Source organism: Thermoactinomyces sp. DSM 45892, from assembly GCF_900107305.1.
In the GTDB taxonomy this organism is placed as follows: Bacteria; Bacillota; Bacilli; order Thermoactinomycetales; family Thermoactinomycetaceae; genus Baia.
This window is the reverse complement of sequence record NZ_FNPL01000001.1, coordinates 238,385-263,521: the sequence shown is the minus strand read 5'-3', so window position 1 is coordinate 263,521 and position 25,137 is coordinate 238,385. Positions and strand designations below refer to the sequence as shown.

Genomic DNA, 25,137 nt, shown 5'->3' with positions numbered 1-25,137 from the left:
TTCCTCCAAGGTATGTTGCTTGCAGAGTGCGTATTTTTGTCCCATGAAAATAGAGGGATCTGTGATAAAAACAGATCCCTCTGAGGTGATAACCAAAAGGTAATGTAAAATGAGCTGTTTTGCTTAAGCTCTTTCCACTGCACTTTTCTTCCTAAACGCGAACTGACGAAAGTTCGTGTGCATTTCCGCCCAAGAACGACAACATATCGATAATCTCTTGGAAGAAGTCCTGTCTGTTCTGTCCACGATGGATTTCGTTATATAGTTCACCATCTTTAATGAAGACAACACGGTGACAGTAGCTTGCTGCGAGAGGATCGTGTGTAACCAACATGGTTGTAGTACCGTCTGTTTGATTGATTTTCTCCATCATTTCCATTACGTTTCGAGATGATTTCGAGTCCAGAGCACCAGTAGGCTCGTCCGCTAGTAAGAGGACTGGGGAGTGGATGGTGGCTCGTGCGATTGCCGCCCTTTGACGCTGTCCCCCAGAAACTTCATAAGTGCGCTTGTTCAAAATCTCAACAATTCCTAGTTTCTCCGCGACTGCTTTTAACTTTTGATCCATTTCCCTCAGGCTTTTTTTCTCTAATGTCAAAGGTAGCACGATGTTTTCAGCGATGGTTAAGGTATCGAGTAAGTTAAAGTCTTGGAATACAAAGCCTAATTGGCGACGACGAAATTGCGCTAGTTGGTTTTTCTTCATTTGGTGAGGGTTTTGATTATTAATTAAAATTTTTCCTGAACTAGGCGTATCGATGGTAGATACCATGTTTAGAAGGGTCGTTTTCCCACTTCCGGAAGCACCCATGATTCCTACAAATTCTCCTTGCTCGATCGTAAGATCAATATTGTTAAGTGCCCGTGTGGACACCTTACCGTTATAAATTTTGCTTAGTTTTTGGATTTCTAGCATGCCCATTTTTTTGAGCTCCTCTCATAGATCGATTGATTCGATGTATAAATCTTATATATCAAATGTAAGGGAAAAGGAACCGGTCTACCATGGATTTAGCTTACCGTTTCCTTACTTCTTTGTAAGATAGCATATCTTACATGTCTGATTCTTACACCATTACTTTTTTTAACTGTGCTAAGTAACGAGAACGGACGATAAAAAAATAGACGGTTTGGATTGCAGTAAAGATGCCGATTGCCCACAATCCTGTTGCTATGGTACTGGTGGCAACAGGGAATAGTGGATTTAAGGCAGATAATGCTACGAGTGTTTGGATTCCAGAGAAGAAAAGAGGAATATAGAACAGAAGGGCCATTTGCTTTGTTGCAGCTCTTCTCATCTCTTTATAACTTAACCCCATTTTAGATAGTTCGTGATAGTAACGCTGATCATGTTGTAAATCGATAAACAGCTTAAAATATAAAAAGCTAGCAATAAAAATGGAAAAGATCGCGATAATGAATGTGCCGATAAAAATGGCAAGGCTCGTTACCTGTTTAAACGAATAGTAATCTTCAGCCCTACTCATGAGATATCCATCCACTGTTACTTTGTCATTATCGTAGAGCGTTTCTTCCCAGTTTGCTAAGTCTCTCCCCATTTTTACCTCTGGTGAATGTATGTCAGGGAGTACTTGGTCGTTCCACTTAGAAAGTAGGTATTGATCAATTTGATTGAGGGTATAGGGATCAGTGGCTAAGGCTTCGATGATCTGGTCATAGGTATGATCATTTACCACTACTAGGTTTTCTCGTTGAAGTAGTGCTTTTGGGTATTGATGCTTTATTTTGAGCCTTTCTACCTTATCAGATAGTTTTTGATTTACAAACGTCAAATGAGTTAGATTATCAATGGATTCATTTATCGGTGCTAGATTAGAAGGGATAAAAAGGGCTTCACGATCTTGTAGGGAAATGTTAGGGCAGGAAAGAGCATTTGCTATCTCCTGATATTCTGATTGGCGGATCAGACTCAGATATCCTACATATTGAAAACGAATGTCCACTGTATGAAGACGAAACTTCTGGTAAGGGATTCCTTCCTTTTTTAACGTTTGCTCTAACTTTTCGGCGACATGGATAATTTTTTTGTTTGTCTTGGCGTCTAAATCGTAATAGTGAATGGTATAGGCAAACGGGTTTTCAGTATAGGTATACTCAATATATCGCTGGATTGCCAAGACAGAGCCGGCAGTCGTACATGCCATTGTGGCTACGATCGTGATCATGAAGAACATGCGAGAGCTATCTTTCATCTTATAAGCCAATTCTGTAACCCATAGTAAGTTTAGTCCATACCAAGAGTACCGCCGATTCTTTTTTAATAAACGAATGATGACGACAAATAGTTGTGTAAAAAAGAAATAAATCCCAATCATATCAAAGAGAAGTGCGAGTAAAAGATTGATTATTCCACCTTGCAACACGAGGATGGGGGTTAGAATAAGGGAGACGACTGATAATAATGCTAGCCAAATGGATGCTCTTGGCTCTTTTTTTGGTTTGTTAGCCCCTTGTACCATTTCGAGTGCCTTACGTTGGCGAATAAAAATGGTTGTCATGAATGAGAGGATCAGGAAGAGACCCATAAAGGCGGCTATAGTGATCTTGATTGCATTCATCGGAACGTACATAGGTAGCTTTAGATCGAGCACATTCTCTCCGAATAGTAGAAACAGCTTGGAAAAGAGAAGCCCGCAAAACATTCCGGTGATTACTGAAATGGTACCGATAAACATATTTTCTAAGAAAATGAGGTAGTTTAGTTGCTTTCGAGGTGCACCTAATAGGGTTAGGATTCCAAATTCTTTTAGGCGAGCTCTAAGAAAGGCACTAATGGAGTAAAGGACAAACAGGAATGAAAAGATAAATGTGATAACAGCAGCAACCTTCATCCCATAAGAGGCAGGTAATCCGATTGGAGTTTCTGAAATGTCGGGATGGAATACAAATACAAGATAAGTAAAGAAGGTCATGACGGCAAATGAGCTACTTAAAAAGTAAGCAATGTAGGTGAAAGTATTTCGGCGTATATTATTGAATGCAAACTGTCGAAATCTCATAAGTGTTCCCTCCCTTCGGTACATTCCTTCATGAAACAGAGGGATCTGAATGGAAATAGATCCCTTTGTCGATGCATTTCTTATAGTGTATATCGAGTTGTATTTCACACCATGACAGGCTTTAGTTGTACTAGATAGCGAGAGCGAACAATGAAGAAATAAATCGTTTGGATGGCGATAAAGATCCCGACTGACGACAGTCTTACTGATAGCATGTTTATAGAAAACATTTTTATACTCGTTAGCGCAACGAATGACTGGATACCTGCAAAGAAAAGGGGAGTACAGCACGAGATGAAAAATCGTAATGTAGTTTTGTTGCTTCATGCTTTGATTCATACCAATGTGTTAATTCTATTCCTGTCTCTGTTTCGGGTGGGTTCACTCTGATTATCAGACATGATCAAAGATAAGACACACCGTTGTCCCGACTCCGACTTCTGATTCAATTACAACTCTATGATTTAGTTTTTTACAGATTTCGCGTACTAAGTACAAGCCCATTCCGGTAGATTCTTGATACTCTCTACCATGTTCACCTGTGAAATAGGGATCAAAGACACGTCGTAAATCTTGTTTTGGAATTCCGATCCCTTGATCGCATACTTCCAACGCCACATTAGGCCCCGCTTTCTTTACCTGAAATGTAACCTTTTGCCCTTTTCCAGCAGAGTATCGAACTGCATTGGTTAATAATTGATTCAAAATAAAGGCTAACCATTTTTCATCACTATAAACGGTTAGATCATCTGGAACTTGAATATCAGGATACACTTTATTCCGGATAAAGAGGCGACGATTTTCTGAGATTACTTTTTTTACAAGGGATGATAAGGAGATCGATTTTACATGGAAATCATGCTCGAATTCATCTAATCGAGAAGCATATAATACCATGTCCAAGCCTTTACGGAGGCGGTCGAGCTCTTCCTGAATGCTCTTACTCTGCTCGTTATCGTCATCTTGAACGGTCAGGTGAATGACGGAGATGGGCGTTTTCATCTGGTGAACCCATTGATTGATAAACGTAATGTGGTCCTGTAGTTTTTTCTTGTAGTGAATGATTTCATCTTGGTAGCATTGGAATTGTCTCTCCATTAAATGATCCAGTGCTTCCGGAAGGGGTGAGTCCCCTGATTTTTGCATCGCATCCTCTAAAGCATCTACTGTTTGGGACATACGACGGTAAAATGTTTTGTGGCTGATAAAGCGTTGTAGTAAGTAGGTGGTTAAGAAAAATAAACTTAATCCCATCGAGTAAAAGATGATAGGCAAATGCTTATAGCCATCTAGCCAGTAAAGCAGGGGAAACAAAGCCATTTGGACAAAGTAAAAAGCTAAAAGAGGGATGTGCTCTCGATAAAATAGCCTCATGCTTCCCCGCTCCATGTTATTTTTAGCATATAGCCGGATCCCCTTACCGTTTCAACTGCTTCTTGTATTCCAAGATCTCGAAACTTCTTGCGAACACGAGTTACATAAACATTAAGTGTATTATCATCAATAAAATGTTGGTCATTCCACAGTCGATCTAACAGTTGATCTCGACTTACCACACGCATTTTCTTTTCCATGAGTGCTTCTATTAAAATGGCTTCTTTTTGGCTTAATTCAACACTTTGATCTTTTAGTGTAAGTAACATTCGCTCAGGGTATAAAACGAGACCCTCTACTTCTACAGTTCGCTCACCTTGGTTTGCATACGTTCCATATGCTCTCCGCAGAGCACTACGAATTTTTGCTAGTACGATTTCATAATGAAATGGCTTAGTAATATAATCGTCGGCTCCATTTTCTAAAGCCATCACTTGTTCCATACTACCCTCACGAGCACTGATGAAGAGAATCGGACACTTGGAGGTCTGACGTATTTGTCTGCACCAATAGAATCCATCAAAGCTTGGCAAATTTAAGTCCATGAGTACCAAATGAGGTTGAATTCTCATAAACTCTTCTGTAATTTGGTTAAATTGAGTCGCAATTTCTACTTGAAATTCATAGCGAGTTAGGTGGTCTTGTAGGAGTTGAGCAATTTTTGGATCGTCTTCTACAACCATAATTTTGTACATCAAGTTCGTACCCTCTTTTCTGTGAATGAGTAGATCAATGAAAATATTTGACTTGAGAATATAAAGAATACAACATGTAAATTATTAAGAAAAATAGGGGTGTATAAAATGATATTGGAACGTAATGAGTATAACACATGTTATCGAACCAGTGATTACGAGCGCCGTGGTCCTTCTAGTATGAGTAGCATATCAGATGCTCGGGATCCGTTTGAAAAAGATTATGGCAGAATTGTTCACAGTGCCGCGTTTCGACGATTGCAAGCGAAAACACAAGTAATCGGTTTAGATGTGGGTGATATTCACCGTACTCGGCTAACGCATTCGATGGAAGTTGCCCAAATTGCCCGGGGAATTGTGATTCATCTGAATGAGAATCATGCTGTCTTTCAAGAAAAGCAGAGCCTAGATGCTTCACTGGTAGAAGCAGCCGCTCTTGCCCACGATCTGGGGCATCCCCCCTTTGGGCATCATGGAGAATATGCCTTACACGAATGCATGAAGCCGTACGGAGGCTTCGAAGGGAATGCTCAAACCTTTCGTATCTTAACCCGGTTAGAAGGAGATAAAAAGCTAGGATTGAATCCGACTCGGGGTTTACTAATGTCTATTTTAAAGTATCCAATCTTGCTTAATAAAGCGATGGCAGATGCGACAGATCCAGCGCAAACCCAGCATCCTCCGAAAGCAAGCGCCTATCAGAGTGATCAAGAGGCTTTTGACTGGATGTTAGCTCCCTTGACGACAGAAGAGCGTGCCCATCTGACACATACCAAGGAACTGCCTAACGGATATCTAAAAACGGTACATAAACCATTAGAGTGTTCCATTATCGAGCTTGCTGATGATATTGCTTATGCGACCCACGACCTCGAAGACGCTATTAATCTTGGCTTTCTTCGGGTAGATGAGTTAGTTGATCTAGTACAAGTATTCCTCAAATACAATAAAGAACCTGCGCTTCAGCAAGCAATTTATAATTTAAAGCAATTGGAGTCAGATAGAGACAGTTTAAAATATCAGCTAAATCGAGTCTTTGGTGCTATTATTTCCACATTTATTCATAGTTTAGAAGTGCATCAGCTTTTTTTTGCGGATCAAACTCCTTCGATGAGAATTTCTCATACGGTTTTGATGCCATCTGATTTACAAGCTATCTTAGAACGCTTTAGTCAAGTGGTGATGGAGAGAGTCATTCATTCACAGAAAGTGCAGATGGTTGCCTTTAAAGGTCAGCGTATGATTCATCAACTTTTCGAAGCGATGATGAATAATCATCTGCTTCTTTCCGAAAATGATCGCATCTTATATCAACAAGTTTCTTCCGATTCCGATCGGGCTAGGGTCGTTTGTGATTATATCGCAGGGATGACAGATTCATTTGCTACCAAGATGCATGCTCGCCTCTTTGGTCATAGTCGAAGTTTTTTTGATCACTAGAGTTGACAGCTATTTGAAAGGAGCGTAAGATTGTTGTTGATAAAACCTTAAATTCATATTAATATACTAGGGATTAGTTTGTAGGAGGAATACGAGAATGAAGAAGTGGCTTTTAGGAATCGTGGTGGTTTTTTCTATGGTGGTGACCGGTTGCGGTGGTGGCCAAGAAAAAGCAACGGGCACGGACCTTTACGATAAAATGAAAAAACAAGGATTTATTACCATTGGGACAGAGGGTACTTATAAGCCTTTTAGTTATCACGATGAGAAGACGAATGAGTTAACCGGTTACGATGTAGAAGTAGCGAAAGAGATAGCTAAACGGTTAGGTGTTCAAGCGAAGTTTCAAGAGATTCCTTGGGATGGAATGCTGACAAGTCTTCAAACGAAAAAAATTGATCTTGCTGCCAATCAAGTGGGGATCAAGCCGGAACGAAAAGAAAAGTTTGATTTTAGCCAAGCATATACCGTTTCATTTGCACAAATAGTGGTCGCGCAAGATAACGATTCGATTAAAGCGATTACGGATGTAAAAGGGAAGAAAGCCGGTCAGACGCCAACTAGTAACTATGGAAAAATGGCCATTGATGCGGGTGCAGAGATCAAAGCATACGAAGATATGATGACTGCTATGCGTGATGTGGCGGCGAAGCGAATTGACTTTAGTATGAATGATCGTTTGGCGATTGCTGAGATGATGAAGACAAATAAATTGCCACTTAAAACGGTGGGTGAACCGATGGAACGTGCAGAAAGCGCCTTTCCTATTCCGAAAGGGAACCCTAAGTTGTTAGAAGAGGTTAATAGGGCAATGGATGAGATGAAGAAAGATGGTACATTGGAGAAGATCTCGAAAAAGTATTTTGGTGAGGATGTATCGAAGGGGTAATCAAAAATAAAGAAAAGTGTGCAGAGATTCCGCACACTTTTCTTTATGTACAACTCACTTTGAACAACTTTAACATGACTGATTAATCGCCCCTAATGCCAACGGATTGCGCACTTTTCCAAACTCTGATGCATGAGGGCGTTCTGCATCATCGCCATATCCGTAATCGAGCATCCGATTGCGGTTCAGGCATAGTTTGGTAAACTCAGGTCGCAGTAGATCGAACACTTCGAAGCGTTCTTCTAGTTGTGGGAAGCGCTTTTGATAGGATTCAATTACGCTTCGTACTTCCTTCCAGAAGCATTGCTCACTCCAACCGGTATGCGCTTCTAGCAGTTGTCCGAGGTAGCGGAAATGGCAGACGAATAATCCTGTAAAGATAAACTGGCATAGTCCTTCTGGTTCTTCGCTTCGTAATACTTGGCGAAGTTCGCTTGAAAGGGTTGCGAGTTCTGGCAGTGGGTATTTGCTGACGTTAACATCATCCACGAAGTCTTTGATTGCTAATCGGTGAGGCTTGTGGTCTTTTAGAACTAGGATCGTATTTTGTCCATGTGGGGAGAAGACGACTCCATATTGATATAAATAATGTAAGAGTGGAGGTAGGAGAGTAGCAAATAGCTCTTTCATCCATTCTTCAACGGATAAACCTGATTTTTCAATTAGGGATTGAATGAAGGGTTTTCCATTTCCGTCTACATAGAGAAGAGAAGCCAAGGTAATTGGTTGTTCGCCTTCATCAATTAGGTTATAGATGCTTTCTCGCCAGATACAACCGAGTAGTTCTAGGTACTGATAAGGAGAGCCTGCGATTTTTTCAAAGTAAGGGTGGCTTAAATTGATACTTGCATTTTCCCCAGGTAGAATCACTCGATGTTCATCACGTAAAAAGGAATCATGATGATGGATGTTTTGGATATAGGTGGTGATCTCAGGCGCTAAGACCGTACGCTCACTTGGTAGTCCACGGTAAACAAGTGTGTTTAGGATGCTCATCGGCAGTTTTACATGGTAGCGATCTTTTCTGGTTACATTGACAAAGGTGCGTACAGATTGTTGAGGTAGATACTCGTCTGTACCACGCCCCATAGGGATGATGACTTGGGTGGCAATTTGCTCCGCAAACATCTGAATCAGGTATTGATCCCATTGCCATTCATGAACGGGCATAAAAATATAGTCATCTGTAGAATGTCCGTCTTGGATGAGTTGGTTTTTCCACTCATTAGAAAGCTCTGCGCCTATTTCTTCTGTAATGAGTGCTTCTAAATCAACTTGCTCGACAGTTCGAAGATCGGTATGATCTTTGCGAACGGCAACCCATAAAAATTGAGTTGTTTGTTGCTGTTCGGGTGCGTACGTGAGGTAATCTTCATAGCTAAAGCCAATCCTTCCTTTGTTATATGTAATCCAAGGATGACCTTCCATCATGCCTTCTAGATCGGAGTAGTCAAGTCCCGTCAGATCAAGGCCTTGAGTCGTTTTCTTTTTATGAAGAATATGAGCATCCGCGATCAAGGTTTGTTGATATTCACGAATCAAATGAGCTGCTGTTTCCCCAGACATCGGAATCGTAGGTTGTAACTCCAGTAGAAACGGTAAGGGATTGGTAGCCTGAGTGGTGATACCATCCTGTCTTCGTTTGATAGAGGAAGGGATAACTTGATAGCTATCAAATAGATGCTTTTTTGCTTCATAGGTGTAAACAACTTGATTGGCTACTTCTAATTCATATAAATAGGATGCTTGTTTAACGTTATAGGAAACTTCTTTGGGTTGGATAATGTCTTCATACATCATTTCGGAAAGCATTTTACTTAGCAGTCGTACAGAAACTTCTTCCCAGATAGCAGGATTTAGGATTTCCTTTATCTTTTGACTAGATGAATTGATTGTCATCGTTTTCTCACCTCTAATTGTAGCTAGGAATACGAGCTGTGCCGAATTGTTGAAATACATTTTTCTCTTGTACAGGATATACTTCTGAACCAAGCAAGGAATTAATAATGACTGAGTTTCGATATGCTCCTAGTCCTAGATCGGGGGCACCTATACCATGGCTATGAAGCTCACCATTTTGGATATAGATTCGATTGTTCTGACAGCCCTGCGTAGCAATTTGATAATCTTCTTGGATGATGGGCCGTTGTTTTTCGTCGCGCTGGATGTATTCACCAAAAGGATGTAGCATGAGATCTACTTGAGAGGCATATCCAGTTGAAAGGATCACGACATCACTTTGGTGAGTGGAGATAATTTCCTGTTCGGTATGTTTGAGCGTTAATTCGTAGGTTCCGTCAAATCGGGGTTCGATCGACTCTAATGTAGTCATAGCTTGTAAGGTAACCGGAACTGATTGCCCACCTATGGTGCGTTCGTAATATAGATCATAGATATCAGCGATCGTTGAGGCGCTAATTCCTTTATAGAGCAAATCCTGCTTGCTTCTTCGCACATCCTTTTTTTCTTGAGATAGCGAATAGAAATAGCGAGTATAATCAGGTGAAAAATGTTCAAGACCAAGCTTAGAATATTCCATAGGAAAAAATCCATTCGATCGTGTATACCAATTTAGCTCATAGGTATGATTTGGTTGATCTTGAAAAAGGGTCAGAAACACTTCTGCCGCGCTTTGTCCCGAGCCAATCACGGTAATTTTCTTTGCTTCTTGGCATCGTTTTTTCTTTTCGAGAAACAAAGAAGAATGAAAGACGTCTTGATCCGAAAGTTGTTGGAAACGCTCATCCATGATCGGGGCGGTTCCGATACCGAGAACGAGATGCTTACAACGTAGCAGGTCGATCTCTTTACTCGTTGTATCTCGCACACAAACCTCGTAGTAGTTTTGAGTTGGATCATCTTGTTGATGAAATTCAAATCCAATTACTTGTTTCCCAAACTGACAACTGTGTAATTGCTTTGAAACCCATTGACAGTAATGACTATATTCCTTACGCGGCACATGAAAGTGTTCTAAGAAATAAAAGTGATATAGACGTTTTTGGTGACGTAGATAATTCAAATAAGAATAGGGACTCGTCGGATCCGCCATGGTAACGAGATCAGCTAAAAAGGGAACTTGTAAGGTTGTATTTTCGATTAATAAACCAGGATGCCAAGCGAACTCTGGCTTTTGTTCGAGAAATAAAGCATTTACCTCTTTTACAGGGTCTAATAATGATGCCAACCCTAAGTTAAAGGGACCAAGCCCAACTCCGATCACATCATACAGGGTGTTAGATTGCATGGGTATTTTGCCACCTTTGTTTAAATTCATTTCGATCACAGAAGAGAAGAGCCGCTTCCTTACCAGGTAAGGGGATTTTCTTCTGAAATTGGAATCCACATTTTCCAAAAACATGAATCATTTTCTTATTTAAAAAGTTTGGTTCTGCAACTACTTTCTCAGTCTCAGCGTTTTCAAATAGGAGATGGGTAATCGCTCGTAATAAAGGAAGTGCGTATCCTTTTCCAAGGTAATCAGTATCACCGATGAGCAGATGGACTCCTTGATCGGCTGGATGATATTCATAGCTATTTTCAAGAATGTCTCCTTTTACCCAATAGGTCTCCCAATAGCTCATCGGAACCCCATCGATCAATCCGATATGTAAACTGTGATGGGGGTCTTGGAGAAATTGTGTTAAGTGTTTGAGATACTCTTCGCGGGAGATGTTTAAATTCCAGTAAGGAACTACATGTGGCTCTTGATGCCACTGGTAGAGCATCTCGAAATCAGCTTCTAGCTGAACGGGACGAAACGAAATTTCTTTCTCAATTGATCTATCCCAAATGGTCTGACGGGGTAACTTGTGTTTGACCAACGGAAGCTGCTCCTTTCGAAAGTGGATTTGGAATCAGGGTATAAATGGATTGTGTATCTAGGGAACCAACCAGCTCATCCATCTCATAGAAGCGGGTAAGGTAATTGGCTTTACAGGGCAGCTCTTCATGTTCCAACAGGCTTGTTAAGAACTGAGAAGAAGGGCGATCATGAACCCGCCATGCTTGGAGCCTTTCACGTAGATCTGAGAGTAGAATCTCTTCTTCAATTAAGCCAGCATTTCCGAAAGCTTGGATCAATCCAAACATGTGATTATAGACGAGGTAGTACCGGAAACGCTCATCTGCGACTGCATCGGAGCACATAGTTTGGCTTAAGGTGCTTACGTCGGGTATCAACTTTTGTAGTTTTTCAAACATCGATTCTGCGTAATAGTATCCTTGGTTATCGCGATAGAAAAATTTCACCGGGTACCCGGCCATAGAAAGTTGCACTAAGCTATTTTGCTGATGAGCTTCTAGCGCGATTCCATGATGTAAATAGAGATCAAGCATAGGTTCGAGTGAAATCCCGAGATAACGCTGGAACCATTTTCGACTTACCTCCGCTACCGATCGTTGCTCAATTTTAGCAAGATTTTCGATAATCTGTTTCAATCGGGAGCCTTGACCTGGATATACGTCTTGTCCTAAACCAGCGATTAAAGTGACTTGTTGATCAAATCTAGAGGTAAATGGATTGGAACGTAGTGTGATTTCAAATCCAGATTCTTCTTCAGTTGGATGTTTCACCGTGATGAAAGCAGGATCCGTGATAATTTGGAAGTCAGGATAACGGTCGTGCAAGTTACTACCAATCGGGCTTTCTACGATCTTGGAAACTTCTACACCCCGTTCCAACTCTTTATATTTGTTTACTCGCAAAGAGTTCGTAATTTGAATCGGAACAGATCCCTTGATCATAAAGCGAGACTCTGGGTGGTACAAAGTACGTAATGAAGAGGTTGCTTGGTATGCTCTACCAATGGTTCCGAGGTTATAAATCGTCCCGTTTAAGATCGCGGCCTGAACCCATTCCTGTTGGAGTAGACGTTCTGCTTGTAATGGATGAATAGGGATAATTGAAAAATGATCATTTTCTTGGCAATACGTTCTTTTCCACTTTGCAGAAATCGTCTGATCATTGCGTAGTTCCTGCTTGATACAATCGGTTGCACTTTCAGATAGATTTGACTTTTCCAGTACAATCGAGTGATGGACACGGAAATAGTGGAGTGCAAATGCCCCCTTTGTCTCAGGCGCATAACGAATTTGCTCTGATTCATGTAGACCTTGTCTGCTCTTTGGTGTTGGATGGAGGAGATGACCTACTATGAGTGATTGCTCCGCTTCAATAAAGCTAAAATAGGTGTGCGTAAGGGACTCCTGATCTGTAGAACGGTTTTCGATAAACTGGGCCATCAGTTGTTCACTTTCCAAGATTCGCGCGAGTAGATCACTCGGAATGGAGCCAACTCCCTCTAACGCCGCTGCTTCTTTCGCTAACAACGTAGCTAGCCATACAAAATCTAGCTCTTCTATCTTTGAATCTCTCTCAACGTAGAGTGGGAACGTAAAGAGGTGTCTCCCAGTCTTTGAAACATAGGAGGCAGGTGCGAACAGAGTAAAGCCAATTGATTTTAAAGGGATTTCAAAAATAGTTTCTACACTCACTGTGCCTGTAATGGAAGGCGGTAGAGAATGGCGATCGATAATCGAACCAATTTGTGTTTCACGTAAAAAGCAGTTTAGTAGGTTTTGCATGCTGTGTTGCCTGGCGATTTGTCTACTTGGAGATTGCATGTGTGATAAGCCCTCCTTCTAATTCCTTCCCGATCTTCGTTATTTCAGTTAATAGTGATTGGATATCAGATCGTTTGGTCCGTGGATTTAGTAATGTGAATTTGAGATAGACATTCCCTTGATATCTCGTTTTTGCAATGACAGCTGAGCCGGATTGCAAGAGTGCTTGTCTAATTTGGTAATTGAGTTCATCTAACTGATGATCAGAGTAGTTTTGATGTACTCCATGATACCGAAACACAATCGCATTGATTTCAGGGTCTGGATTGATTATTTCAAAAGAAGAATGATGTATTAAATCGTGGGCCACATCTTTAGCTAAATCAATCGTGGTTTCGATCATCTTAGGAAACTGGTTTTCCCCTAATACCTGCAAGCTAATTAATAACTTACACGCATCAAAACGTCGCGTTGTCTGTATCGATTTATTTACGAGATTGGGTAAGCCTTGCTCCTCATCATCTTCGGGATTTAAGTAGTCCGCATGAAGACGAATGTACCCAAAATGTTCCCGATCACGTAAAAGAAAAGCCCCACAGCTAATGGGTTGATAAAACAACTTATGAAAATCGACTGTGATGGAATCTGCTTGTGAGATACCGGCTAGTTTGATAGACTCTCGTTCACTTAAGATTAAAGCTCCACCGTATGCAGCATCGACATGAAGCCATATCGAGTGTCGTTTTGCAATCTCAGCGATTTCGGCGAGAGGATCTATACTGCCAAAGTCAGTCGTTCCCGCTGTTGCTACGATGGCAAAAGGTTCTAAGCCTTCATGAAGTAAATGTTCAATCGTCTCCTGTAGATGAAGGATTGACATTCGTTGATGCTGATCAACTGGAATGGAGATGACTGATTGAGAGCCAAGACCTAGCAATGCCGCTGACTGTTGAACAGTAAAGTGAGCCTTCTCTGAGCATAAGATCCGTAGCTTCGATGCTTCTGGAGGCAATCCTTTTTGTTGGATATTCCAATTCCATCTTGACGTAGCATAGTGATCGCGCGCTAGATGAATGCCCATGAAGTTTGATTGGGTTCCACCGCTTGTAAATACGCCATCACTTGTAGAATGGTAACCATATAGCCCGCATAACCACTCGATCATCCGATTTTCAACAAATGATCCTACAGAGCTTTGGTCCCAAGAGTCCATCGATTGATTCGTGGCCGAGATAAATTGTTCCGCCGCTAACGCAGGGATTAACGGTGCACAGTGTAGATGAGCAATCGAGCGTGGGTGATGAACGGCAATCGAGTGCTTTAAGACACTTTGAGATAGTTCGAAGAGGGCTTTCGTCAAAGGAACCCCCTCCTTCGGATAAATCTCAATTTGTTCCACCATTCTCTTGATTTCTGATATGTTGGCTCCACTATATGGTTGTGAAAGCTTGGCAAATTGTTCTTCGATTGCTACCCGGGTCGTTTCGGATGCTAAATTTTGATTAATGATGGAACCGACTGAATGATTTAGGAACCAATGATCCCAATTTTGTTCATTCATGTGATCGTTGCCTCCTGACGGGGAGAAAGGGTTTTTTCTGCTGCGAGAACAGCTTCTCCAAAAATGTTGGTAATCTCTTCAATTTGCTCGGAAGTAATGATGAGAGGGGGTAAGAATCGCACTACGCTACCGTGACGACCACCTAACTCTAAGATTAACCCTCGTTTGAAACATTCTTGTTGAATGAGACGCGCGAGCTCTGGATGAGCTGGATAGCTTCCTAAGTGATCAGGAGATTGATTAAAGTTGACGATTTCCACACCAACCATAAGCCCTTTTCCACGAACTTCCCCGATAGAATTCGTTACATCTTGGATGAGATGTAATTTTCCTCGTAGGAGTTCCCCCATTTTCTCAGCGTGATCAGCGAGGTTGTTTTCTCGAATAAAGCGAATCGTCGCAAGTCCAGTGGCCATCGCCATCTGATTACCGCGGAATGTACCTGCATGAGCCCCAGGACCCCACTTATCTAATTCCTCTTTATATACAACTACAGCCAGTGGTAAGGAGCCCCCGATAGCTTTTGATAGAACAAGTACATCTGGTTCGATTTCAGCATGCTCAAAGGCAAACATCTTGCCGGTTCTGCCAAAACCAGTTTGAATCTCATCGACAATCATGGGAATATCATGCTTCTTTGTCGTCTCACGAACATGTCTAGCCCATTCATTTGGGGCAGGGATGGCGCCACCTTCACCTTGTACCATCTCTATAATGAGCCCTGCTGGACTCGTTACACCTCGTTCAGGATCATCTAAAAAGCGTTCTAAGAAGTGTTGATGAACTTCTATTCCCTTGTCTCCACCGACTCCGAAGGGACAACGATACGGATAGGGATAGGGTAGGAAGTGAACATCAGGCATCAGCCCAGGCATGTCCTCCTTAGCTCCTAAGTTCCCCATTAAACTAAGTGCTCCATGAGTCATCCCGTGATAACCACCCCGATAAGAAAGAATGGATCGTTTTCCAGTTGCTGTTTTAACAATCTTCAAAGCCGCTTCAACTGCATCTGTTCCAGCCGGTCCACAAAATTGGATTTTGGCTTTTTGAGCAAAAGAAGAAGGGAGTACAGAATAGAGTTCTTCGACAAATTCATCCTTAATCGGTGTTGTAAGATCTAATGTGTGTAAGGGATAGTCGGATTGAACCATTTCTAAAATAGCTTCCTTCACAACAGGATGATTATGACCAAGAGCAAGGGTACCTGCGCCTGCTAGACAATCATAATAAACTTTTCCTTCTACATCTGTGATCTGAATCCCTACTGCTTTTCTGATTGCAAGGGGAATTCGCCTCGGATAGGAGCGAGCATTTGATTCACGAATGGATTGTCGATCTAAATAATGTTGATTGTTATATGTATCCGAACTCATAGAGTTGCCTCCTAAAGGGTAGAAAAATGTATATGAGAATCATTATCACTAAAGACACGACCTCACTATAGCCTAGCTAAAAATGTTTGTAAATATGTTTTCATTAAAAAAATAAATTGACAGTGATAATCACTATCAATTAGATTAAAGATAACCTGTATTTTTAGAAAGGGAAGGGTTCGAAAATGGCATCCTGTGAATCTAAGGTGAAAGAATTTCAACATGATACAAGGACGCGCTATCATGCTCAAATAGATAAAACTATTACAATCAGAAAAGCGGATCGTTTGCGAGATGAAGAGTTTTTTTATCAATGGATGCAACAGAAACATATCGCTCCGTTTTGGAAGTTAAATGTTTCAAGAGAAGAGTTTACTACATACTTAGATCGCTCGTTTGGAGCAACGGATCGGGATCACTTTTGGATTGAATGTAATGGTGAATCGGTTAGCTATATGATGACGTACCAAGTGAAAAACGACCTAATTCACCAATACTACCCTTATCAAGAAACCGATCTCGGAGTTCATATCGTGATTGGCCCCCGGACTTATCTTGCTAAGAAATACATTGTTCCAATGGCACATCAGCTAATAGAGTATTGCTTTGCCTATTATCCCCATGTGGACCGCTTTATTGTTGAACCAGATGTAAGGAATCGGATTATCATCCCTGCTCTTTTAGAAGTAGGTTTTCAATCGTTTGGGCGTATCCATCTACCACATAAAATTGCGGAGCTATTAATCTGTGACCGCATAAAGTATAGAGCAAAATATAATGGATAGAGGCTAGAGAAATGATAGAATCAGATGTTTTACACCTTTTAAATCAGATCTATACCCATATGGATCAATTAAGCCACCCACCTCTCTCGGATCTATCTCCAACACAGTCCCGATACTACTTCCAGGAGGGAAGACCCTTTTTTGGAGGATGGGAACAGGTAGATGTGAATCAAGTGGATGACCGAGTGATACGTTTGGATAAACCAGCTTTACCTGTGAGAATCTATCGTCCTGCTCAGTTACCAAAAGATCAACCATTACCTGCTCTTATCTATCTGCATGGTGGAGGATGGGTACTAGGCGATCTAGATAGTTGTGATTCTATTTGCTCCTTTATTGCAAATCGTACTCAATCGGTTGTCGTGTCCGTCGATTATCGGTTAGCGCCCGAGCACAAGTTCCCCATCCCACTTGTAGATACCACTGATGCGGTACACTGGATACATGACAATGCGTATCGACTTGGAATCCATCCAGATCAGATTATGATTGGGGGCGAAAGTGCTGGAGCCAATCTGGCAGCGGCGGCAGCTATCTGGTTCCGAAATAGTTGTTCTTCCATAATTAAAGGGCAATTATTAATTACGCCTGTCACTCATTGCTCTTTTGACCGCCCATCATACCTACAAAAAGGGACAATGAATCTAAGTCGTGAGCGAATGATGTGGTTTTGGGATCATTACTTACAATCAGCAGAGCAAGGCGAAAATTATTATGCTTCTCCTCTCCTTGTTCCAGATGCTTCTAATTTGCCACCGGCGATCGTGGTAACAGCTGGATTTGATCCACTTCATGACGAAGGGCGGGAATATGGAGAGTTATTGCAAGGATATGGTGTTATGACTAAACATCTCCATTATCCAAGAATGGTACATAGCTTTATCCATATGGCAGGTCAAGTTTCCGTAGCACATAAGGCATTTTGTGAAATGGTAGACGTTTATCAAGAGATATGTGAAGACATATACAACTTACATTGGACCCGAGTTGCTACTCGATAGGAGGATTGAAAAGTGATTACTACTTCCATTATGCAAATTATACAAGAAAGAAGAACAATTCGCCAATTTTCAAACCGACCATTAGACATTGATACGATTCGAGATATTATTGATGTGGCCCGATGGGCACCCCATCATGCTAAAACAGAGCCGTGGAGGCTGATCTTATTTCATGGTGAGCAACGCCAGCAGATTATTCATATGGCAAAAAAAGCTTACACACATCTATCTGAAACAGCATTAGCCGCTTTTATCTCGTACCTTCAAACTGTTCCCGCCTTTCTAATTGTAGTGATGGAGCAGAAAGAGAATCGTAAACAGTGGGAAGATGATTTATGTGCCACTTCTGCTTTAACTCAAAACATACAACTAGTTGCTTGGGAGAAGCAAGTAGGTGTAGTTTGGAGAACTTTTGGCGAGCAAATCACGAGTCTGATGAAAGAGCATTTAGGTGTACATCGTGATGAAAAAATAGTTGGCATTTTGCAAATGGGATATTTTGATGATGCTCCAGAAGCGACTCAGCGTAAATCGGTGGATGAACTTTTGACAATCATGTAACACTGTAAATGAGAAAAAAGGCTGTAGACCTTGTTTTTAGACATGGTCTACAGCTTTCTTTGATTAAACTACTTTTAATTCTACTCCCATATTTCCTCTAGTTGCTTTGGAGTATGGGCAAACTTGATGAGCTTCTTCAACTAGCATTTTTGCTTCATCTAACGATACACCAGGAACGTGAACTTCTAATACGACACTTAGGCCAAATCCAGAAGCATCTTTTCCGATTGTAACATGAGAGGTCACTTCTGTAGTCCCTACTTTAACTCGCTTTGTACGGGCGACTAGGTTTAAGGCTCCATCGAAACATGCTGCATATCCTGCTGCAAACAATTGTTCAGGATTGGTTCCTTCTTTTCCGGTTCCACCTAGTGCTTTAGGCATTTCAATATTTAAATCCAATTGTAAGTCATCTGTTTGAACCTTGCCTTCTCTTCCTCCAGTTGCTTTTGCGACAGCTGTATATAATTTTTGCATAGGATCTCACCTTTGTATTTGTATTTTACAAAATTTAATTTTGTGATATAAATATACCATGAGTAGATGTTTGTCGTCAACTAAATTATATATAATTGTATTTTGTGTAATTTAGTTGATTGTTATAATAGGGATATGGGTTTACAATATAGAAAAGATGAATATGGAGGCTACACACTATGAAGGTAGAAAATCCGCTGGTACTATCCAACCTGCTGTGTTTTTCAATCTATGCTTGTTCCCGAGAATTTACAAAGCTCTACACCCCCATTCTGAAAGAGTTAAACATCACATACCCTCAGTATCTTGTCATGGTTGCTCTGTGGGAACATGAACCTTTATCTGTTAAACAGTTAGGTAATCAACTATGCCTAGATTCAGGTACACTAACACCGCTACTGAAAAGACTGGAAGAGGCCGGATTAGTCATTCGTAAACGGTCTCAAGAGGATGAGAGAAGTGTACTTATTTCATTAACGGAGAAAGGGATGGGATTAAAAGAAAAGGCAAAATCTATCCCTACCCAGATCTTTGAAAAGACTGGTCTCACACCGGAACAATTTGAAGAGTATAGTCATAGCTTTAAGGAGCTACTTTCTGCGTTAACAACAAAAAAGTCATAAGAAACCCCCTCTAAAAAATGCGTTTAGAAGGGGTTATTTACAGACGAAACCAGCCGGAAAAGGGGCTGGTTTTATGATAAATGCTATTTCTATTCTTAGTAGAATTTCCCTAAGTACTCTCTAAGTTCATGTATGGCTGTCATGGTTTTTTCCACTTCATTCGTATGGTTTCTATTTCGTCGTGCGTGAAGTAGGACAGGGCGAACAGATTCAACAGACCTCCCAAATTCATGCATCCAATCATAACGTGGAACCATCCATACATGAAAGTGATGCGTAGTATCTTCATTGTAGAAATAGTATACATGTTCGATGCCTAAGACTTCACGTTGTGCTTTTCGAATCTGGTAAAGTGTATGAATATAGTTAATTCGCTCTTCTTCAGTAAGCTCGTCCAAACACGTAATATGCCTCTTTGAAGCCAAAATCACAAGGCCTCTAATGGGATATGCGACATCTTGATGAGCATGAAAAAATGTTGTTTCATAGATCGTACCGCCGCTGGGCTGTACATCTCCTGTGACAATGGAACAACTTAAACATTTTACCGTAATATTACGACCATCTGCTAGAGTAACATTCTTCAATTTGTCCTCACCCGCGCTCGATCCTTCGCTACCGACACTTTTTTATTCATCAGCCAAATACCTAAAATAATCACAACTGAGCCTACTAATTGTAGTTGGTTTAAGGATTCATGTAACCAAATGATAGATAAAACGAGACCCGATATCGGGACGAAAAACATAAACATGGCTGTAGAAGTAGGACCAATGTTTTTCACCCCATATGAAAAGAAAAAGTTTGCGAGTACAGTTGGGAAGATAGCGGTATAAAGTTGGACGATCCAAAAGCTTGTATCCACTTGTTCCCACGATACTTGAGAATACTGAGGAAGTGCAACGAGTACTAACAAAATGCCACCGAAGATAAGTGCATAGGAAGTGGCGATTAACGGGTGGACTTCCTGAAAAATGGTCCGCCCAATCATCGTATAGACAGCCCAACAAGCTGAAGAACCGATAAACATGAGATCCCCCCATAGACGGGCTTGATCGAGAGAGCCTGCTGCTGTCGAAAAGAAGAAAATAGCCGCTCCACTTAAAGCTAGGGTGAGTCCAAGTATCTTCGAAATGGTTTGACGCTGTTTTAAGAGGAAAAAGGCGAGACAAGTTGTAAGTACCGGGCTCATTGCTGGAATAATAACGGCTCCATCGGAGGCTTGTGTGTGGGATAGTCCAACGAAAAAAAGCCAATTATAAATGGCTATTCCACTTATCCCCATAAGGAATAATTTCCCAAGATTCTTCTTACTTACTTTGCAAGGATGCTGGGTCTGGATAATGAGAAAAAGCCCGCATATAATGGCGGCTAACCCAAAACGAATCGAAGCGGAAACAGGTGCTTGTACCGAGTTAATGGCTATTTTGGAGGTTACAAATGAACTTCCCCAAAGAACCATGTTTGCGAGTAGCATGATATAAATGGTTTGTTTCTTAGCTAGCATAATGCCTCCAATAGAAAATTTCGTTTTGCGTAATAATACCTATTATAGACTACAGAATGTTTCTAGACTATATAAACATATTTTTATCATTTGGCTCTATTTCCTGATACAATTACTATTTAGTGTGGCTACATATTCCAAATGATCTAACACATAATAAATTCAATGATGAAGTAGTTGTGAGGAGGATTTAAAATGGGGATCGGAAGAAAAACCGAACCGTTTACCCTTGTGATTTTTGGTGCTACTGGCGATCTAGCCAAAAGAAAACTGTTTCCTGCACTTTATAGCCTTACTCAAAATGGTTTATTGCACGAGCAATTTACTGTTGTAGGTACAGGACGTTCTGAATTATCGACAGAGCAGTTTCGCCAAGATCTTCGCCAATCAATCGAGACTTTCTCACAGAAGGAAATAAATTCAGAGTCAGAGTGGGAGAAGTTCGCAGAGCGTTTTTTCTATACTACCTCTGATGTTCGAAACCCAGAAGGGTACGAATCGATTAAACGGATTGTAGAGGAAGAAGAGTCAAAATGGAAACTACCCGGTAACCGCCTATTTTATATGGCTATTGCTCCTGACTTCTTTGGAACTGTGGCAATCAATCTAAAAGAGTCGGGTTTAACGACAACGCCGGGCTGGAAGCGACTCATTATCGAAAAACCAATCGGGCATGATTATGAATCTGCAAAAAAACTAAACGAACAAGTAAAACAGTCATTTGCCGAAAAGGAAACGTATCGAATTGATCATTACCTAGGAAAAGAGATGGTTCAAAACATAGAAGTGATTCGTTTTGCTAATACGCTATTTGAGCCTCTTTGGAATCACCAACATATTGAAAACATTCAAATTACCGCCGCGGAAACGGTGGGGGTAGAAGAGCGTGCCAGTTATTATGAGGAGGCAGGGGCTTTGCGGGATATGGTGCAAAATCATATTCTTCAAATGCTCATGATCGTAGCGATGGAACCTCCAAGTCGTTTAAAAACGGAAGCGATCCATGATGAGAAGGTAAAAGTTCTCCGTTCTCTTCGTCATATAAAACCAGAAGAGGCGGCGCAGTACGTAGTGCGTGGACAATATGGGGCAGGAATAGTGGAAGAGAAGTCCGTTCCGAGGTATTTGGACGAAAAAGGAGTAGATCCTCATTCACAGACCGAGACGTATGTAGGGGCCAAGCTATATGTTGATAATCTTAGATGGGCGGGAGTTCCTTTCTATGTGCGTACCGGAAAGCGGATGTCGGAGAAATCTACAGAGATCATCGTTCAATTTAAAAACATGCCCCCAAATCTCTATTTCAACCGAGAGAATACCCTAGAGCCTAATCTGCTTATCATTAAGATTAATCCGCAAGAAGGAATTAGTTTTGTTTTAAACGCGAAGAAATCTGGAGGTATTCAAGGATTGACTCGTATTGAGATGGAGTATTGTAACAATTGTATTGACGCATCTCCAGAAGCATATGAATCCTTAATTCACGATGCAATTATGGGAGACTCTACCTACTTTGCTCACTGGGATGAAGTCTCCTTAGCTTGGAAATTTATCGATCCACTTGAACAAGCCTTTCGGGATCGCTTGATTTCGCTGGAAACATATGAGAGTGGATCGTGGGGACCCAAATTGGCAGATGAGTTGCTCGAAGCAGAAGGACATAACTGGTGGTCGGTGGGGACAAACAGAGATACAGAAACGATCCCGGCGCATGAAACCCAAACCAAAAAGCGATTGAAATAGGAGGAGAATGAAACATGAAAATATATGATGTAACGATGGCAATCAGCGAAAACATGCAAGTCTATAAAAATAAACCAGAGAAGAAGCCCTCGATTCGCGTGGTTCAAGATTTTGATAAAGCCACTGCCCGCGAATCTAAGATCGAGATGGATGTTCATACCGGAACCCATGTTGATTCCCCACTCCACATGTTGCCTGAAGGGGGAACGATGGAGACACTATCATTAGAAATGTTGATTGGGTCGTGTAAAGTTCTGGATATGACTCATGTGATAGATGGAGTACGTAAGCCAGATCTAGAGAAGCACGAGATTGGGGAGGGAGATTTTATTCTTCTCAAAACGCGTAACTCGATGGAAGAAGAGTTTAACTTTGATTTTATCTATCTTGCAGAATGTGGTGCAAAATATCTAGCTGCGAAAAAAATTCGTGGTGTAGGGATTGATGCGTTAGGAGTAGAGAGGGCCCAACCGGGACACCCCACTCATAAAACGCTGTTTCACGCAGGAGTTCTCATTATAGAAGGGCTTCGATTAGCAGAAGTACCAGAAGGAGAGTATTTCATGGTTGCCGCACCTCTGAAAGTAATGGAGACGGAAGCAGCACCCGCCCGCGTATTACTTTTTGAAGGGATTACGGGCTAGATTTACGATATGTGCCGGCAGGAGACTCACTATTTATTGGTGTAGGGGAATGCCGGCGTTTCTAATTAATAGCTACTAGCCAATCTAGTTTATTAGCGGTATGATAATACATAAAAATCTTACATACATTTACTAGAAAGGACTATTCTATGATGTTTAAATTCTCTAGATTACTTGTTACATTTCTTCTTTTTATAGGTACTCTTTTTCCCTATCAAGTGAGGGCTGAAGATCATGTTACATTACCTCCTCCTAAAGAAATTGCAGGTTTTCAACTGACAGAGACTCCTGGAACGTGGCAAATGGGAGCAATACCACCAAATGTAGATCTAAGCAAACCCCCTGTTGTATTCGTCCAAGGTAGAAGTAGACATGCTCAAGACTGGTGGAGCAACACAGAGTATCATGGCATCAATGATATGTATGAGTTGGCATATAATGCTGGGTATCGAACGGTCTTTGTTCACCTGCACGATTCTGCGGGCAAAGGCACAGCGAATCCCTATGACAATGGTCAGTTGATCGCTAAGTCTCTAAAAGAGATTTCGCAGCATTTTGGACAAAAAGTAAATATCGTTGCACATAGTAAAGGTGGAGTGGATGCCCAAGCTGCATTGGTTCACTATAATGCCTATCCATATGTGGGCAAAATCGTAGCGTTAGGTGCGCCAAACTATGGGTCTCATTTAGCGGATATGGCTTATAGTTGGTATGCTAGTTGGTTAACCAAATTAGTTGGAGAACAAGATGATGGAGCTTATTCGCTACAAACAGGAGAGATGGAGAAGTTTCGTAAGCAAACCGACCATCATCCCAACGTGATGAAAAATGAATACTACACGACGGCAGGAACAAGCTGGGGACCTTCTGGAACGGCGCTTTGGTTAGCGGGATTTGCCTTATCTAGCTACGGAGAAAATGATGGGCTTGTCAATATATCAAGTACATATTTACCCTATGGAAACCACTTATTTACCATCCCTGCTGACCATGATAGTATTCGCAAGGGTTCTGTTTCATTTAAATTGATGGAACCTGTTTTGCGTAATGCAACCCCTACTATATCACCGAAAATGGCATTTTTTCATCAAACAAAACAGGCCCCAGCCGCTCCAATAGCGGATCAGTCTCTAGCGGGTGGATCATTATTAGCAAATCAACCGGTCGAAAAATCCATTTCAGTGGATGCAAAAGCGGCCTCTGTTCAAGTAATGACAAAATCACCTGATGTAAAAGTAACATTACAATCTCCTTCCGGTAAAATGTACGATAAAAACAGCAGTAACTATGTGTTGGCTAAAGGTGATGAGTTGTTTGGTGATGTAACAGATCAAAGCTTTCAATTAAAAGATGCAGAAATGGGTAATTGGAAAGTTCGAATCCAAAGTCCAAGTAAAGATGCCTATTTTCTTGTCACAACCTATAAAGATTCACAGGGCCTAGCGTTAGAACTGCCTGGTCAGACAGTTACGGAAGAATCCCCGTTGAAGGTAAAATTAGATGAACAGAAGGATTATAATCCTGAATCGATTCGAGTAGATGTGAAGCTAATGGATTCGGAGGGGAAGGAAGTAAAGCAGCAACCGAGTAAAATAGGCTTACCATCAAGGAAGAAGAGAGAGCTTGATACTTTAGATGAATATACGGTTCCCCTACCTACTCAGGTAAAGTCGGGCTTATATAATGTTACGGTTCAAGTAACAGGTAAAAAGAAATCAGGAACCCCCTTTGAACGGACTCTTGTTAAATCTGTTTATATAGGGAAATAATAAATTTATATTTGTTGGTGAAATGGTTATGATAGTCAAGTTCTTATATCTTCACCATTTCAAGCTAGGGTGCGTAGTTCGGCCCTAGCTCTTTTATTATCCGCCCCATT

22 protein-coding genes are annotated in these 25,137 nt (G+C 41.2%); 9 read left to right on the top strand and 13 right to left on the bottom strand.

Annotated features, from left to right (window positions below; genetic code table 11):
- Positions 1–151 precede the first annotated feature (151 nt).
- The 4 genes from BLU58_RS01270 to BLU58_RS01255 all read right to left on the bottom strand — a co-directional run bounded on the left by BLU58_RS01270 (position 152) and on the right by BLU58_RS01255 (position 5,089).
- Positions 152–922 carry an ABC transporter ATP-binding protein gene (locus tag BLU58_RS01270; RefSeq protein WP_093290420.1) on the bottom strand — a complete coding sequence of 257 codons (771 nt, stop codon included), beginning with the start codon at positions 920–922 and terminating at the stop codon, positions 152–154.
- A 145-nt stretch (positions 923–1,067) separates the two neighbouring features.
- Positions 1,068–3,020: an ABC transporter permease gene (locus tag BLU58_RS01265; RefSeq protein WP_176786431.1), complete on the bottom strand. Its 1,953-nt coding sequence runs from the start codon at positions 3,018–3,020 to the stop codon at positions 1,068–1,070.
- Between the two features lie 393 nt (positions 3,021–3,413).
- Positions 3,414–4,394 carry a sensor histidine kinase gene (locus tag BLU58_RS01260; RefSeq protein ID WP_093290418.1) on the bottom strand — a complete coding sequence of 327 codons (981 nt, stop codon included), beginning with the start codon at positions 4,392–4,394 and terminating at the stop codon, positions 3,414–3,416.
- The gene (locus BLU58_RS01255; protein WP_093290417.1) at positions 4,391–5,089 is read right to left on the bottom strand and encodes a response regulator transcription factor; all 699 of its coding nucleotides are present in this window, start codon (positions 5,087–5,089) and stop codon (positions 4,391–4,393) included. Before BLU58_RS01255 ends, BLU58_RS01260 begins: the two co-directional genes overlap by 4 nt.
- A 108-nt stretch (positions 5,090–5,197) precedes the next feature.
- On the opposite strand from BLU58_RS01255, the gene BLU58_RS01250 reads away from it, so the two are divergent.
- Both BLU58_RS01250 and BLU58_RS01245 read left to right on the top strand, forming a co-directional pair.
- Positions 5,198–6,529, top strand: coding sequence for an anti-phage deoxyguanosine triphosphatase (locus BLU58_RS01250; RefSeq protein ID WP_093290416.1), 1,332 nt, complete (start codon positions 5,198–5,200; stop codon positions 6,527–6,529).
- 97 nt (positions 6,530–6,626) lie between these two features.
- The gene (locus BLU58_RS01245) at positions 6,627–7,418 is read left to right on the top strand and encodes a transporter substrate-binding domain-containing protein (protein ID WP_093290415.1); all 792 of its coding nucleotides are present in this window, start codon (positions 6,627–6,629) and stop codon (positions 7,416–7,418) included.
- A gap of 69 nt (positions 7,419–7,487) precedes the next feature.
- Here BLU58_RS01245 and BLU58_RS01240 read toward each other — a convergent pair whose 3' ends face one another.
- The 6 genes from BLU58_RS01240 to BLU58_RS01215 are packed head-to-tail and all read right to left on the bottom strand — an operon-like array spanning position 7,488 to position 15,917.
- Complete coding sequence (locus tag BLU58_RS01240) at positions 7,488–9,317, bottom strand: IucA/IucC family protein (protein WP_093290414.1); 1,830 nt, start codon at positions 9,315–9,317, stop codon at positions 7,488–7,490.
- 13 nt (positions 9,318–9,330) lie between these two features.
- Positions 9,331–10,665 carry a lysine N(6)-hydroxylase/L-ornithine N(5)-oxygenase family protein gene (locus tag BLU58_RS01235; protein WP_093290413.1) on the bottom strand — a complete coding sequence of 445 codons (1,335 nt, stop codon included), beginning with the start codon at positions 10,663–10,665 and terminating at the stop codon, positions 9,331–9,333.
- Entirely contained in the window at positions 10,655–11,242 is a 588-nt protein-coding gene (locus BLU58_RS01230; protein WP_255404527.1) for a GNAT family N-acetyltransferase, read from the bottom strand. Before BLU58_RS01230 ends, BLU58_RS01235 begins: the two co-directional genes overlap by 11 nt.
- Positions 11,202–13,043: an IucA/IucC family protein gene (locus BLU58_RS01225; protein WP_093290412.1), complete on the bottom strand. Its 1,842-nt coding sequence runs from the start codon at positions 13,041–13,043 to the stop codon at positions 11,202–11,204. Before BLU58_RS01225 ends, BLU58_RS01230 begins: the two co-directional genes overlap by 41 nt.
- On the bottom strand, positions 13,027–14,544 hold the full coding sequence (locus BLU58_RS01220) for a pyridoxal phosphate-dependent decarboxylase family protein (protein WP_093290411.1): 1,518 nt from the start codon (positions 14,542–14,544) through the stop codon (positions 13,027–13,029). Before BLU58_RS01220 ends, BLU58_RS01225 begins: the two co-directional genes overlap by 17 nt.
- Positions 14,541–15,917 (bottom strand): diaminobutyrate--2-oxoglutarate transaminase, encoded by a 1,377-nt coding sequence (locus BLU58_RS01215; protein WP_093290410.1) that lies wholly within the window; start codon positions 15,915–15,917, stop codon positions 14,541–14,543. The genes BLU58_RS01220 and BLU58_RS01215 overlap by 4 nt, the downstream gene beginning before the upstream one ends.
- Positions 15,918–16,102: 185 nt before the next feature.
- On the opposite strand from BLU58_RS01215, the gene BLU58_RS01210 reads away from it, so the two are divergent.
- Genes BLU58_RS01210 through BLU58_RS01200 form a run of 3 tightly spaced genes read left to right on the top strand, consistent with a single transcriptional unit; the run spans position 16,103 to position 18,264 of the window.
- Positions 16,103–16,702: a GNAT family N-acetyltransferase gene (locus BLU58_RS01210; RefSeq protein WP_093290409.1), complete on the top strand. Its 600-nt coding sequence runs from the start codon at positions 16,103–16,105 to the stop codon at positions 16,700–16,702.
- Between the two features lie 11 nt (positions 16,703–16,713).
- Positions 16,714–17,703: an alpha/beta hydrolase gene (locus BLU58_RS01205; RefSeq protein ID WP_093290408.1), complete on the top strand. Its 990-nt coding sequence runs from the start codon at positions 16,714–16,716 to the stop codon at positions 17,701–17,703.
- Positions 17,704–17,715: 12 nt separating this feature from the next.
- Entirely contained in the window at positions 17,716–18,264 is a 549-nt protein-coding gene (locus tag BLU58_RS01200; protein WP_093290407.1) for a nitroreductase family protein, read from the top strand.
- A 63-nt stretch (positions 18,265–18,327) separates the two neighbouring features.
- Here BLU58_RS01200 and BLU58_RS01195 read toward each other — a convergent pair whose 3' ends face one another.
- Positions 18,328–18,741: an organic hydroperoxide resistance protein gene (locus BLU58_RS01195; RefSeq protein ID WP_093290406.1), complete on the bottom strand. Its 414-nt coding sequence runs from the start codon at positions 18,739–18,741 to the stop codon at positions 18,328–18,330.
- Positions 18,742–18,920: 179 nt separating this feature from the next.
- Here BLU58_RS01195 and BLU58_RS01190 point away from each other — a divergent pair, with 179 nt between their 5' ends.
- Complete coding sequence (locus BLU58_RS01190; protein ID WP_093290405.1) at positions 18,921–19,364, top strand: MarR family winged helix-turn-helix transcriptional regulator; 444 nt, start codon at positions 18,921–18,923, stop codon at positions 19,362–19,364.
- 95 nt (positions 19,365–19,459) lie between these two features.
- On the opposite strand, the gene BLU58_RS01185 is transcribed toward BLU58_RS01190, so the two are convergent.
- The gene (locus tag BLU58_RS01185) at positions 19,460–19,951 is read right to left on the bottom strand and encodes an HIT family protein (RefSeq protein WP_093290404.1); all 492 of its coding nucleotides are present in this window, start codon (positions 19,949–19,951) and stop codon (positions 19,460–19,462) included.
- Positions 19,948–20,871, bottom strand: a complete 924-nt coding sequence (locus tag BLU58_RS01180) for a DMT family transporter (RefSeq protein WP_093290403.1) — start codon at positions 20,869–20,871, stop codon at positions 19,948–19,950. The genes BLU58_RS01185 and BLU58_RS01180 overlap by 4 nt, the downstream gene beginning before the upstream one ends.
- Positions 20,872–21,066: 195 nt before the next feature.
- Between BLU58_RS01180 and zwf the strand changes: the two genes are divergently transcribed.
- The 3 genes from zwf to BLU58_RS01165 all read left to right on the top strand — a co-directional run bounded on the left by zwf (position 21,067) and on the right by BLU58_RS01165 (position 25,027).
- On the top strand, positions 21,067–22,614 hold the full coding sequence (gene zwf, locus BLU58_RS01175) for a glucose-6-phosphate dehydrogenase (RefSeq protein WP_093290402.1): 1,548 nt from the start codon (positions 21,067–21,069) through the stop codon (positions 22,612–22,614).
- A 14-nt stretch (positions 22,615–22,628) separates the two neighbouring features.
- Complete coding sequence (locus tag BLU58_RS01170) at positions 22,629–23,258, top strand: cyclase family protein (protein WP_093290401.1); 630 nt, start codon at positions 22,629–22,631, stop codon at positions 23,256–23,258.
- Between the two features lie 149 nt (positions 23,259–23,407).
- Positions 23,408–25,027 (top strand): esterase/lipase family protein, encoded by a 1,620-nt coding sequence (locus BLU58_RS01165; protein ID WP_093290400.1) that lies wholly within the window; start codon positions 23,408–23,410, stop codon positions 25,025–25,027.
- Positions 25,028–25,137: the final 110 nt, after the last annotated feature.